Genomic DNA, 13,091 nt, shown 5'->3' on the forward strand with positions numbered 1-13,091 from the left:
ACAGAAAAACCTTCCTTTCATTACTGTGTGAGACTTGATACTTTCGCTTTGCGCCAGATTCCGAAGAACCCGGCTCGCGTCGCGCATCAAGCGCCCACACTTATCGGCTGCTAGTTTTTAAAGATCGATTCGCACACTCAACAGCGCCTGCTTCAACTACCCGGCACCACTTCGTTCTGCGTTGCTGCATCAGCAGCAGAGAAACGAGATTATGAAGAACTTCCGCTGCGCCGTCAACAGGTTTTTGCTACTGCCTGAACCTGCCACCGCCGCTGGAAGCCTTGCCACCACTGGCTTTCCCGCTTCCCGTGCCCCGGCGTCCGGAGCACGAAAGAGCGAGATTCTAGCGAGCCACGCGACGCCTTGCAAGCCCTATCTGCATTTCTTCAAGGCGTCTTTTTTACAGGGCGCATATCTTCCGCTGCAGGAGGTGTTGCGTCCGGCAACAAGGCGCGCGATGCGGGTGCTCCGATGGTCCAGTCATGCAACACCGTGTACGCAACCGCCAGCAGCGTAGGGCCAATGAAAACGCCAAGGAAGCCAAACGCGAAAGCGCCGCCGAGAATGCCCAACATGACAAGAATCAACGGCATGTCGCTGTTCTTGCCGATCAGAATTGGCTTGATGACGTTGTCCGACATGCCGACAACCAGCACGCCCCACACGACCAGAAAGATCGCCCACCCGGTGGCGCCACCGTGATACAGCCAGATCGCCGCGGGCAGCCAGACAATTACCGGACCTCCCGGTATCACCGAGAGAAAGAACGTTGCCAGTCCCAATAAGGCTGGCGCCGGCACGCCGGCAATCCAGCAGCCGAAGCCGGCGAGAACGCCTTGAACCAGCGCAGTGCCGAGGATCCCGTAGACCACTCCCTTGACAGTGCTGCCCGCCAGCGCCAGCAGATAATCAGCGCGCTCGCCCGCGATACGCCGCATGCCCGCATTCAGCCACGCGCCCGCCCCCTCTCCTCCCGTGTAAAAGAAGAAGGCCAGAACGATACTCAACGCGAGCAGGCCAAGACCGTGCGTAACGGCAATCGCGGCAGAAAGAATCCACTTGCCCGCCGGCGCCGCGAGGGTTCGCAATTGGGCAATCAGTTCGGAATTGCTGCTCGTCGCCGTTTCCCAGAAACTCTGGATGCTCGAACCGACCACCGGAATTCGCGCCACCCACGGCGGCAGGTCCGGCAAGCCTGCTTCGAACAACCTTTGAACAAGCGCAACTATGTCGTGAACGTGCGCGCCAAACGCGAAACCCGCATAGACGAAGGGGCCCAGCACCACGATCAGAATCACGAAGACCATCAACGTGGCGGCCCACCTGCGCCTGCCGCCAACTGCCGCAGTCAGCCTCCGGTAGAGCCCCCACGAGCTGTAGCTGAGAATCGCACCCCACAGCAGAGCGGTCGTGAAAGGCGCGAGAACGAGCAAGGAACCGCCCACCAGGATAATCAGCGCAAACACCGCCGCAAGGCGTTCGATCAACTGGTCGGATTTCACATGCATCTCCTGTCGCGCCAGACCGCGCGGAGCGGCCCGGGCGCATATCGGCGTCCGTAAAAAGCGGTCAGTATATAGAAGCGACTTCCGCCCGCCTGCCGTCTTATATTATTTGACGAAGTCGCGACGCAGGGTCAGTGGGACACACGCCGGCCGTCTGATTTTTCGTGTCGAAACGTCCCAATCGGTCCGGCGCTGCGCGCCCAGCCATATACCGCCGCGGAAACGACTAGAATATAAGGTTCTGTGCACCCAAACTTCCGGATTTATGCGCTCGCGAATCGCCAAACGTCTCCCCCCCGATGCCGACAAGCTTGTCGGTCTTTCGCTCGCGCTTTTCGCGTCGGGCAGCCGCACCGAAGACCGCTTCTGGGAAGCGAAACTCGACGCGCTGCTCGCCAGGATAGTGCGCAACGCCAACCAGACCACGCTCGACGCAGCGCTCGACCATCTGCAGCAGAACCACCCCGACGCGTACGGCGCGCTCGCCGACATGGCCGAAACGCACAGCGAGTCGTTCGTGATCGAGCATGAAGGCGTGTCGTACGAGGCATTGCTGATTGCCGCGCCGATTCTTGCCTGGACCCGCTACATGATCCCCTCCGGTCCGCTGAAAGCCGACGCGGCCGACGCGTTGCGCGCGCATCTGCAGGCTCATGTGCTCGCGGCCAACACGCGCGTCGCCATGGCTCCGTTCCTGTACAGCATCGACCAGTTGCCGCGCCATCACGTCGAAACCTGGCGCATTGCGCAGCAGCTCGCGCAAGCCGCCATGGCCGGCGGCAGTCTCAAGCTGAACTTCGGCGAACTCCCGGAAACCTCACCCATTCTCGCCGACCCGCGCTTTCTCCTCGCGGTGGTGGCCGCGCCGGTCGGCGAACCGACCTTCCGCTGGCAGGAAGAAGAACACGGCAGCCGGATCGAGCGCGGCCAATGTCTGGAACAGTGGACCACCCAGGGCGGCGCGAACCTTTCGCTCGTGCTACCGGGCTGCGAGTTCGAGTGCCTGCTGCCCGATGCCTATTATTCCGCGTGCCGCGACGCGGACGAACGCGTGCGCCCTCACACCGTCCGGACCGCCGTGCGTTATCTATTCGACACAATTGGCGCGGCGCCGCAGGACCTGCGCGCAGTTGTCGCAGGCTTCGGCGAGCGTCGTATCGACGAATACCGCGTGGGCTTCACACGCCGCGGCAGCAACGACGTCATCTACGGCGTCGTGTGGCCGCTCTACGGCCGGGAAAACGGCGAAGCCGGCAGCGACGAAGAGCCGCAGGAATCCGCCCCGCCGGACGCACCGCTCGAAGAAATCGTTGCGTTGCTGAAGGAAACCGGCGTCACGGACGTGCGCCGCCACGCGGGCCGGTTCGAGCCTGAATATTGCGACGACTGCGGCGTGCCTTTGTACGCGGACCCGCTCGGCGAAATCGTCCACGCCGAAATGCCGGAAGACGCCGAGCCCGCGCAGCCGCACTTCCACTGAAGAAGCGCGCGAGGAGCGCGTTTCCGTCTCTATAAAAGCCCCGCCGCGTGCGGGGCTTTTTCATGCCTGATCGCTCCTATGCCTTTCGGACAGCCGTCAAACCGAAGGGAATTTGTCATCATAGTCACGGCGACGCATCGCAACGCCCGGCCCGACGCCGGGCGAGTGCATCGCGCCAATTCGCCCGATTCATCTGGAGACATGCATGCGATTCTCGATACTCAATTCAGACGCGGAACGACGCGACGGCCTGAAGGCACTGTTACGGCAGATCAACCGGCTTGCGCGCTTTAACGAAGCACAAGACTGGCGTCAGGTCGAACGCGGGCTCAAGCGCCAGTGGCCCGACCTGCTCGTGATCGACTGGCAGGACTGGATGTCCGTCGCGGATGTCCGGCATCTGCTCAGCCATTACCCGGATCTGCGCATTGCCGTGCTGACCGACAGGATCTCGCCGGAGGTGGTGGGCGAGCTCATGGACGAAGGCGTGCGCGGCGTGGTGGCGCGCGAGACCGACCCGTGCCTGATCGTGCGCGCCTTCGAAATGGTGCTGCTCGGCGGGCACTATGTGCCCTCGGGCGCGTTGCCGCTCAATCCGCCGCTGCCCGCCGACACCGCCATCCGGCCGTTCGACGACAAGAACCCGCCGCCGCGCCGCGCGAGGCTGTCGAATGGTCTGTCGCCGCGCCAGGAGCAGATCATGCGCTGCGTCCATATGGGCAGCACCAACAAGATGATCGCGCGCACGCTCGGTATTAGCGAGGGCACGGTCAAGATCCATCTGACGAGCATATTCCAGCAGTTAGGCGCGCCCAATCGCGCCGCCGCGGTCGCGCTATACAACGGCTGGCTGTCGAACCATTTGCAAGTACTGCGCAATAAAGGCGACACCCTGCTGCGCCCAGTCATGGGTCAAGCGGGCCCAGTGCCGCTGCGGCGCGCTTCGCAGCGGCGCTTCGAATACCCGTTGTCGACCAGTGGCGCGGACGCGCCCCTGCCAATGGCAGCCGAGCCCAGCGCAGCCTACGACGAAGGCCCCTCAGCCGAACTTGCGTCCGAGTCCGTAGCGGAAGGCTCGTCATGACATGAAGCACGGCGTGCGTGCAGCGTGAAGCGCGATTTCTGCCGGCGCAGCAACGGCTGGCATGGAATCCGCTCACACCTTTTGTCGTCCAACGAGTAATATGAGACTCATGGGTTTCCTCTACACACCGCTTCCACTGTGGGTCGCTGTCGGTGGCTGGATCGTCACTGCGATAGTGGTCGCGCTCGCGCTGTGGAAAAACCCTTTCAAACGTCTTCAGGACGGCACGTTGCAGCATGTCTGGCTTGCCATCATCGTCGCCGTGGCGGTGCTGTGGGCAAGCAACGCGTGGCTCGACGACGGAACCGTCATGCATCTGCTGGGCGCCACCCTGGTCGTTACGCTGTTCGACTGGGCCTTGGCGCTAATTGCAATGGCGGTCGTCACGGGCCTCGCGGGCCTGATCTTCGACGCACCCTGGCAAGGCATCGCCCTCACGTTCCTTGTGTTCGGCGCGGTGCCGGTCGGCATTTCCACGCTGCTTCAGCGGGCCAGTGTTGCGTGGCTGCCGCGCAACCTTTTCATGTTTATCTTCGGCCAGGGCTTCGTGTCGCCGGCTATCGCGGTGTCGCTCACGGCAGCCGCGGCGCTCGGCGTTCATGTCGCGCTTGCCGGCGGCTCACCCACGGTCGTGCCGGCCGGCTACGCGCTCAGCGTGCTTTTGCTGGCCACGGGCGAGGCATGGTTCACGGGAATGTCCACGGCGTTGATCGCCGTCTACCGCCCCGCGTGGGTCACCACTTATGATGTTCGACGATACCGGCTCGGCGGACCGCGCACGTGAGCCCGGCGCAAGCTTGCACCTGCGGCTCGCCTGCACGTGAGCATCTATCTCGCGCGGATTGCACGAGCGCCTCTTCAGCATGTGCAACCGCATGCGCAGGTCCGGCAAAACGGCAGTCGAAAAATAGTTGCGGCACGATTGAACTCAACCGTGCCGCGACGCATCTTACGTGCCTCACGTCTCATTAGCGTCTAACGAACTTGATGGATTGCACCAACGCACCGCGCCGATTACTGCGGCTGGTCGGCCGGTTGGCAAGATTCGCAGCGAGCCTCTCGCTTGCCTGCACTGCGCCCGCATTCGCCGACCAACTCGAACAGCACAACGATCTCGTCAACAAATTTGTCAATGAAATGCGCGCCGACCCGCTCGTCGCGGATTGCGCCGCACATGGCAATTTCGTCGCGAGCACATCTACTGCGTTTGATCACGTCGAATTCCCGCCCAGTTCCTTTGACAGCGCGCACGCCTCGATCACACCATGGAACGATTCCTTCGACGAAGGCAAGCAACGCGTGAAGGTCGATAACATTGTCACTGTCGAAGGACTCGGCATCCGCCCGAATGGCGCAGGCGACGCGGCCGACCTGAAATTCCGCTGTGGCTATGTCGGCTCGCAAATGCTCGCGTTCAGCTGGAACGACCCGGTGCCGCCGGCGCGCGCGGCGCGCAGCGCTGAGCATTCGTCGTCGCGAGCCACGTCGGGCAAGCATCGCGGCGGCAAGGGCAAGCAGGCGGCAAGCGGCAAGAGTGTGAAGAAGAGCAGCGCCAAGTCTGCGAAAAGCGCCTCGAGCAAATCGTCCAGCAAGAAAGCGCCGGCAAAGAAGAAGCATTAGGCGACAGGCGCCGATGACTGCGCTCGGCCCACGACGACTGCAATATGCACTTTGCCGCGGGCGGGGGCGGGGGCGCGGGCATCCAGCAACAGCGCTATTTGGGCCGAGAGTCGGCAGCGCCTTGACGCAGCCTTCATCACCCGGCCCATGATTTCGAAGCCGCGCCGTCAATCCAACAGGCACACGTCCTCAGTGTGCCTTTTCTTCAAAATCGCGAATCAGGCGAACGTCTGCACGTGCTGCAAGATGGCCTGCAGCATCGCCGCGCCGAGCGAAGCGCTGCGCTCGCCGTTCCAGCCTACCCGCTCGTCGGGCAAGTTGGCGTTGTCCTTGAACGGCATTTCAAGCGTCAACGACAGGCAGCCGAATTCCTTGCCGATATATTTCGAAGCGAGTTTCAGCGCGTCTTCGCGATACTTGCTCGCCGCGTAACCATACTTGTCCTGGAAATCCGGACTCGCCTGTTTGAAGGCTTCGATAAACGCCTTCTGCTCAGCGGCTTGTCGCTCCGTGAACCCCGGCAACATCTCGGAGCCGGCCACGAACACATAGGGCAGCGCCTCGTCGCCGTGAATGTCGAAAAAGAGATCGCAGCCGGTTGCGTGAATGGCATCGCGCACCACCAGCACTTCGGGACTACGCGCGGCGTCCGGCTCCATCCACTCGCGATTCAGATTCGCGCCCGCTGCGTTCGTGCGCAAGTTGCCGTGCACGCTGCCGTCCGGGTTCATGTTCGGCACAATGTAGAACACGGCGTGCTCGTACAGTTGCCGCGCGACCGGATCGCCCGCCCAATCGCCCCAGCCGGCGAGCCGCTTTACAAGCCCTTCGATGAACCATTCGGCCATGGTCTCGCCGGGATGCTGACGGGCGATCAGCCAGACCTTCTTTTTCGGCGTATCGCCGCTTTGCGGTGTGCCGAGCGTGAGCAGCGACATGGGCCGGCCTTCGACAGTCGTGCCCAATTCTGTCAGCGTGGCCTGCGGCATCTGTTGAACTGCGCCCAGGAACTCCGAGTGACGCTCCTCGCTATACGGCTCGAAGTACGCGTAATAAATACTGTCGAACTGCGGCGTGTGGTCGATGGTGAGCACACGACCGTCGTACGACGTCGGCACGCGAAACCAGTTCACGCGATCGTAGCTGGCGACGGCCCGGTAGTCGCGCCAGCCTTCCGCGAACGCACACGCCGCCGCGTTTTCGAACGTCATCACGCAGCGCTCGCCCGCCGCGCCGGAGAGCCGGAAGTAAAACCACTGTGCAAATTCCGCATGGCTGTCGGGCCTGACGCGCAAGCGGATGTCCGCGGCTTTCGCGCAGGACAGCACCTCGATCGCGCCCGCGTCGAAGTTGCTCGTGATCGATAAACTCATGGTGGGGTTCCCTGCATGATAGGCGGCGCACCGCCGCGAACCGCGCACCGCCTATTCGGCGACGCGGCGGCGAAATACGTAGGTGGAATCGTTCGAGGCTTCAGCGTCGAATGCATAGCCTTCCGAGTCGAACGCCTTGAGTTGCTCGGCCCTGTCGAGGCGGTTTTCCACCGCGTAGCGCGCCATCAGACCGCGCGCGCGCTTTGCATGAAAGCTGATGATCTTGTAGCGCCCGCCCTTCCAGTCCTCGAACACGGGCGTGATAACCGGCGCCTCCAGCAGCTTCGGCTTGACCGACTTGAAATACTCGCCGGACGCGCAGTTCACGAGCACGCGCGAGCCCGCGGCGCGCTTTTTCAACTGCGTGTTCAAGGCCTGCGTGATGCGCTCGCCCCAGAACGCGTACAGGTCTTTGCCGCGCGGATTGGCGAGGCGGGTGCCCATTTCCAGACGGTACGGCTGCAGCAGATCCAGCGGACGCAGCAGACCGTAAAGCCCCGACAACACGCGCACGTGGTTCTGCGCGAAGTCCAGATCCGACGACGACAAGGTCTTCGCATTGAAGCCCTCGTACACGTCGCCGTTGAACGCGAGCACGGCCTGCTTGGCGTTGTCCGGGCCGAAGCGCGGCGACCACTGCGCATAGCGCTCGAAATTGAGGTGCGCCAACTGGTCCGAAATGCTCATTAGCGAAGCGATCTGCTGCGGCGACAAACGGCGCAGTCCGCTGATCAGTTCGGCGGCGTCGTCGATGAAATCGGGGATGGTGTGCTTCTTGACGTGAGGCGGGGTTTCGTAGTCGAGCGATTTCGCCGGCGACAGAACGATTATCATAGAGGCTTGCAGGCACGCCGTGCCTGGCGGTCAAAGACGAAAGCCAGATTGTAACGAATGCCCGGTTCCCATGCCTCACGCGGCGCTTTGCGCGTCGTTCTCGATTCCAATGTCTGGATCGACATTCTCGTATTCGACGATCCGCACACGCGGCCCATTCGCGCCGCGCTCGAAAGCGGTGCCGTCGCCGCGCTGATCGACGCCCGTTGCCTCGCCGAACTGACCTACGTGCTCGACTATCCGCAATTCGTCGCACGTCGCGTGGACAAAGCCGCTGCGCTCGAGGTGGTTGCGCGGCTCGCTGAGCTTGTCGAACCAGCAGCGCAACCGGAAGATGCGCAGCCCCTGCCGAAATGCAAGGACCGCGACGACCAGAAATTCCTCGAACTGGCGCATGCCGCTCAGGCGCACTGGCTAATCTCGAAGGATCGCGCCGTACTGAAGCTCGCCAAGCGAATCGCCCGCGATTTCGGCTTCCAGATCGCCCAACCGGCGCCGTTTGCCGCGCGGCTGGCCGATTCGCAGCTTGGCGCGCCGGGCACTTCGCCCAGCAACGCGCCCGGCAACTTGCCCGGCGGTTCGACCAACCCGGCGGCAACGGCCGTGCAAAGCCTGACGTAGGCCTGGCATAGAGCCGGTATAGACCCGGGCCTGACGGCCTGCCGCACAGCGCGAATGCGCACGCAGCCCCGGGATTCCCTACAATCAGGCTTCGCCGGTTTGAAAACGATGCCTTCGCCCACTCACCCGCACCGCCCGAACAGCGCCATGAATGCACCGCACTACACGCCCATGACTCCCTCGTTTCCCTCGCGCCTGCCGCACGTCGGCACCACGATCTTCACTGTGATGAGCGCGCTCGCCGCCGAGAAAGGCGCGGTGAATCTTGGCCAGGGCTTTCCCGACTTCGGCTGCGATCCGCGCATCGTCGAGGCGGTCGCCAACGCAATGCGGGACGGTCACAACCAGTATCCGCCGATGGCAGGCGCCGCGCCGCTGCGCGAAGCAATCGCCGGCAAGATCGCCGACCTGTACGGCCGCCGCTACGACGCCACCACCGAAATCACCGTCACGGCCGGCGCGACTCAGGCGCTGTTGACCGCAATCCTGTGCGCGGTTCATCCGGGCGACGAAGTGGTCGTGATCGAGCCGACCTACGACAGTTATCTTCCGTCAATCGAACTGGCAGGCGGCAAGCCGGTATTCGTCACACTCGAGGCGCCGGACTACGCGATTCCATTCGACAGGCTCGCCGCCGCAATCACGCCGAAAACGCGGCTTCTGCTGATCAACACGCCGCACAATCCGACCGGCACCGTGTGGCGCGCAGAAGACATGCGCAAGCTGGAAGACATCGTGCGCGGCACCAACGTGCTGATCGTCTCGGACGAGGTGTACGAACACATGGTCTACGACGGCGCGCCCCATGAAAGCGTCGCGCGTTATCCGGAGCTGGCGCAGCGCAGTTTCGTGGTGTCGAGCTTCGGCAAGACGTATCACGTGACGGGCTGGAAAGTCGGCTATGTGGCCGCGCCCGCCGCGCTTACCGCGGAATTTCGCAAGGTGCACCAGTTCAACGTGTTCACCGTGAACACGCCGATGCAGATCGGCCTCGCCGAGTACATGAAAGACCCGGCGCCCTATCTGGAACTGCCTGCGTTCTATCAGAAGAAGCGTGACTTCTTTCGCGCCGGGCTCGCCAATTCGCGCTTCAGGCTGCTGCCCTGCACGGGCACGTACTTCCAGTGCGTCGATTACTCGGCGATCAGCGACCTGCCCGAAGCGGAGTTCGCGCAATGGCTGACGGGCGAGATAGGCGTCGCGGCCATTCCGGTTTCGGCGTTCTATCACGAGGCGCACGAGTCCGGCGTGGTGCGCTTCTGCTTTGCGAAGCAGGAAAGCACGCTCGCCACCGCGCTCGAGCGGCTGGCGCGGCTCTAGGAGATCACGCGCGATGCTGCGAACGAACCCACGTTCCTCGCCATCGCGCGCAGCGGCTAGTGCGTGCGCCGCACGCGGCAGCCCGCTTGATACCTCGCGCTCTTTGCCGCACGAGACATCAGGCCGGACGCGATGCCGCGATATAAGCCTTGCGGTCTTCCGTCACGCGCTGCGCGGCAGGCCGGCCGTTGATCACCTTCACATAGCTTTTCCAGTCCACACCGGCGTCGAGCAGAAAATCGCGGCCGTAGACAGCCTGCGTCGCCATGCCGACAAGCGGCAAACTCACATACCCGGCTGCGTCCGCCACACTGAACTGTTCGCCGCGCAGGTACGGCGCAAACTTCGCGATCCGCGTAAAGCCCGCAATGTGGTGCACGAGCAGTTTCTCCACGCGCCCCTTCGTCGCGTCCGTCACGCTGCCGCCGAAAAACGCCTGCTTGTAGAGGTTGCGCGCCGTCAGTTCCAGATGCACGTCGACGAACGTAATCAACTCGCGCTCTTTCGCCGCTTCCCACGGATCGGCGGAGAAAATCCGCTTGTCGGGAAAGCGCGCGGCCAGATACTCGACGATACATTGCGACTCGCACAGGTCGCCCTCTTCCGTCTGCAGGTAAGGCACTTTGCCGAGCGGCGAGTGAGCCAGCACGGCCTCGTCCTGGCTCGGCTCGACAAACACTTCCTCGAACTCGATGCCGTGTTCGAGCAGCACGAACTTCACCTTGTTGTAGTAATTGGAAAGCGCAAAACCGCAGAGTTTGATCATCGTTGTCTCCTTGCTTTTTCGGTAGGTGAGACCGCTGGTCCGCGCAAATGCGGCCTTCGCCGCACACACATCAGGTAAATTGCACGAGCGTGCCATTCTAGAATAACCATGGAGTCGAGCAACCGAAATGACCTCTCGCTATAGCAGCATCGAAACCATCGGCATTGTCGGCAGCGGAGCAATGGGCCGCGGCATTGCGCAGATCGCGGCGCTCGCCGGGCTCAGCGTGCGCCTTTACGACGCGAATCGTGCCGCCGTCGGAGCCGCACGCGACTACCTCGCCGACACCTTCGCCAAACTCACGGCCAAGGGCAAGCTGGACGACGCACGCTCGCTCGCGGCGCTCGCCAACGTCAAGGCGGCGCAGGCGCTCGGCGAACTGGCCGATTGCGACCTCGTGATCGAGGCAATCGTCGAAAAACTCGATACAAAGCAGGCGCTCTTTCGCGAACTGGAAACCGTCGTGAGCGGGCGCTGCGTGCTCGCGTCGAACACGTCGTCGCTGTCCATCACGGCAATTGCGGCCGGCTGTACCGACCCGACGCGCGTGGTCGGCTATCACTTCTTCAATCCGGTGCCGCTCATGAAGGTCGTCGAAGTGATCGACGGCTTGCGCAGCGACCGCGCGGCCGGCGACGCCCTGATGGACCTCGCGCGGCGCATGGGTCACACGCCGGTTCGTGCGAAAGACATGCCGGGCTTCATTGTCAATCACGCGGGCCGCGGCATGAATACCGAGGGCCTGCGCGTGGCCGGCGAAGGCGTGGCGAGTTTCGCCGACATCGACCGGATCATGCGCGAGCAAGCGGGCTTTCGCCTCGGGCCTTTCGAACTGCTCGACCTGACCGCGCTCGACGTATCGCATCCCGTGATGGAGTCGATCTATCACCAGTTCTATGAAGAGCCGCGCTTCACACCTTCGCCGATCACCGGCACGCGGCTCGCGGGCGGACTGCTGGGCAGAAAGAGCGGCGAAGGGTTTTACCGCTATCAGGACGGCAAGCAGCAAGCGGCCCCCGAAGCGCCGGCGCCCACCGCGCTGCCGGCAAGCGTGTGGGTCAGCAAGCGCTATCCGCAGGCCCGTCAGGCCGTCGTCGAACTCATCGGCAAGGCCGGTGTGAAGCTCGACGAAGGCGCGACACCCGCGGCCGAGTCGCTGATCGTGGTGACGCCGCTCGGTCACGACGCCACCACCGCAGCCGTCGATGAAGCATTGGACGCGAGTCGCGTCGTCGCTCTCGACACGCTCTTTCCGTTCGTCGGCGCGCAACGCCGCACGCTGATGACCACGCCCGCCACCACCCGCCCCGCGCGCGATGCCGGCCACGCGCTCTTTGCCGCCGACGGCGTGCCCGTCACGGTCATCCGCGACTCGACAGGCTTCGTCGCGCAACGCGTGGTGGCTACGATCATCAACATCGGCTGCGACATCGCGCAGAAACAGATCGCGTCGCCGCAAGACATCGACCTCGCGGTGATGCTCGGCCTCGGCTATCCGCGCGGGCCGCTCGCGCTCGGCGACGCGCTCGGCGCCAACACCATTCTCACCATCCTGCGCAATATGTTCGACGTGCTTGGCGATCCGCGCTACCGGCCCTCGCCGTGGCTCGCGCGCCGCGCGCAACTGGGCATGTCGCTGACTCAATGCGACGCCGCAGACAACCCTACGGAGACCCAAGCATGAGCGCTGAACTGCTCACCTCGCGCCCGGCCGAAAGCGAGTCGACGCTCGTCCTCACGCTGTCCAACCCGGGCGCACGCAATGCATTGCATCCCGACATGTACGCAGCCGGGATCGAAGCACTCGATTCAGTAGAACGCGACCCGTCCATTCGCGCTGTTGTGATCGCGGGCGCGGACAACTTTTTTTGCGCGGGCGGCAACCTGAACCGTCTGCTGGAAAACCGCGCGAAAGATCCTTCCGTGCAGGCGCAAAGCATCGATCTGCTAGGCGAATGGATTTCCGCGCTGCGCTTTTCGTCGAAGCCGGTGATTGCCGCGGTCGACGGCGCCGCAGCCGGCGCCGGCTTTTCGCTTGCGCTTGCATGTGATCTGATCGTTGCAGCGGAAGACGCGAAATTCGTGATGTCGTATGCGCGCGTTGGTCTCACGCCGGACGGCGGCGGCTCATGGTTCCTCGCTCAGGCCCTGCCTCGCCAGCTGGCAACGGAAGTGTTGATCGAAGGCAAGCCGATCGGCGCGTCGCGCCTGCACGAACTGGGCGTCGTCAACAAGCTCGCGAAGCCCGGCACCGTCCGCGACGCCGCCGTCGCATGGGCAGACGAACTCGGCAAGCTCTCGCCCAATTCGGTCGCGCGCATCAAGACCCTCGTCTGCGCGGCCGGCACGCAGCCGCTTTCAACGCATCTGGTTGCGGAACGCGATAACTTCGTGGCTTCGCTGCATCATCGCGACGGGCTGGAGGGCATTTCCGCATTCCTCGAGAAGCGCGCGCCCGTCTACAAGTAAGCACAACCGAGCCAAGCAA

General features: G+C 63.3%; 12 protein-coding genes. 8 read left to right on the forward strand and 4 right to left on the reverse strand.

Features of this window, described 5'->3' with window-relative positions:
* Window positions 1-386 precede the first annotated feature (386 nt).
* Window positions 387-1,502: an AI-2E family transporter gene (locus JNB89_RS28340; protein WP_220364398.1), complete on the reverse strand. Its 1,116-nt coding sequence runs from the start codon at window positions 1,500-1,502 to the stop codon at window positions 387-389.
* Window positions 1,503-1,770: 268 nt separating this feature from the next.
* Here JNB89_RS28340 and JNB89_RS28345 point away from each other — a divergent pair, with 268 nt between their 5' ends.
* The 4 genes from JNB89_RS28345 (at window position 1,771) to JNB89_RS28360 (ending at window position 5,689) form a co-directional block, all read left to right on the forward strand.
* Window positions 1,771-2,985, forward strand: a complete 1,215-nt coding sequence (locus JNB89_RS28345; protein ID WP_013339837.1) for a DUF2863 family protein — start codon at window positions 1,771-1,773, stop codon at window positions 2,983-2,985.
* A gap of 205 nt (window positions 2,986-3,190) precedes the next feature.
* Window positions 3,191-4,069, forward strand: coding sequence for a response regulator transcription factor (locus tag JNB89_RS28350; RefSeq protein WP_220364399.1), 879 nt, complete (start codon window positions 3,191-3,193; stop codon window positions 4,067-4,069).
* A gap of 109 nt (window positions 4,070-4,178) precedes the next feature.
* Window positions 4,179-4,853, forward strand: coding sequence for an energy-coupling factor ABC transporter permease (locus JNB89_RS28355; RefSeq protein WP_013339839.1), 675 nt, complete (start codon window positions 4,179-4,181; stop codon window positions 4,851-4,853).
* A 203-nt stretch (window positions 4,854-5,056) separates the two neighbouring features.
* On the forward strand, window positions 5,057-5,689 hold the full coding sequence (locus tag JNB89_RS28360) for a BspC domain-containing protein (RefSeq protein ID WP_013339840.1): 633 nt from the start codon (window positions 5,057-5,059) through the stop codon (window positions 5,687-5,689).
* 218 nt (window positions 5,690-5,907) lie between these two features.
* On the opposite strand, the gene JNB89_RS28365 is transcribed toward JNB89_RS28360, so the two are convergent.
* Both JNB89_RS28365 and yaaA read right to left on the reverse strand, forming a co-directional pair.
* A complete protein-coding gene (locus tag JNB89_RS28365) occupies window positions 5,908-7,062 on the reverse strand; it encodes a M14 family metallopeptidase (RefSeq protein ID WP_135894853.1) in 1,155 nt (384 codons plus the stop codon).
* A 51-nt stretch (window positions 7,063-7,113) separates the two neighbouring features.
* Complete coding sequence (gene yaaA, locus JNB89_RS28370) at window positions 7,114-7,896, reverse strand: peroxide stress protein YaaA (RefSeq protein WP_013339842.1); 783 nt, start codon at window positions 7,894-7,896, stop codon at window positions 7,114-7,116.
* A 57-nt stretch (window positions 7,897-7,953) separates the two neighbouring features.
* Here yaaA and JNB89_RS28375 point away from each other — a divergent pair, with 57 nt between their 5' ends.
* Together JNB89_RS28375 and JNB89_RS28380 are read left to right on the forward strand one after the other, a co-directional pair.
* Window positions 7,954-8,517, forward strand: a complete 564-nt coding sequence (locus JNB89_RS28375; protein WP_220364400.1) for a putative toxin-antitoxin system toxin component, PIN family — start codon at window positions 7,954-7,956, stop codon at window positions 8,515-8,517.
* A gap of 147 nt (window positions 8,518-8,664) precedes the next feature.
* Window positions 8,665-9,837, forward strand: coding sequence for a pyridoxal phosphate-dependent aminotransferase (locus JNB89_RS28380; protein WP_220364401.1), 1,173 nt, complete (start codon window positions 8,665-8,667; stop codon window positions 9,835-9,837).
* Window positions 9,838-9,955: 118 nt separating this feature from the next.
* Here the strand turns inward: JNB89_RS28380 and JNB89_RS28385 are convergent, their stop codons facing one another.
* Complete coding sequence (locus JNB89_RS28385; protein ID WP_013339845.1) at window positions 9,956-10,603, reverse strand: glutathione S-transferase; 648 nt, start codon at window positions 10,601-10,603, stop codon at window positions 9,956-9,958.
* Between the two features lie 127 nt (window positions 10,604-10,730).
* Here JNB89_RS28385 and JNB89_RS28390 point away from each other — a divergent pair, with 127 nt between their 5' ends.
* Both JNB89_RS28390 and JNB89_RS28395 read left to right on the forward strand, forming a co-directional pair.
* Window positions 10,731-12,287 (forward strand): 3-hydroxyacyl-CoA dehydrogenase, encoded by a 1,557-nt coding sequence (locus tag JNB89_RS28390; RefSeq protein WP_220364402.1) that lies wholly within the window; start codon window positions 10,731-10,733, stop codon window positions 12,285-12,287.
* Window positions 12,284-13,072, forward strand: a complete 789-nt coding sequence (locus JNB89_RS28395) for an oxepin-CoA hydrolase, alternative type (RefSeq protein ID WP_220364403.1) — start codon at window positions 12,284-12,286, stop codon at window positions 13,070-13,072. The genes JNB89_RS28390 and JNB89_RS28395 overlap by 4 nt, the downstream gene beginning before the upstream one ends.
* Window positions 13,073-13,091: the final 19 nt, after the last annotated feature.

The sequence above is a fragment of the Paraburkholderia phenoliruptrix genome, from assembly GCF_019511605.1.
GTDB lineage: Bacteria > Pseudomonadota > Gammaproteobacteria > Burkholderiales > Burkholderiaceae > Paraburkholderia > Paraburkholderia phenoliruptrix_A.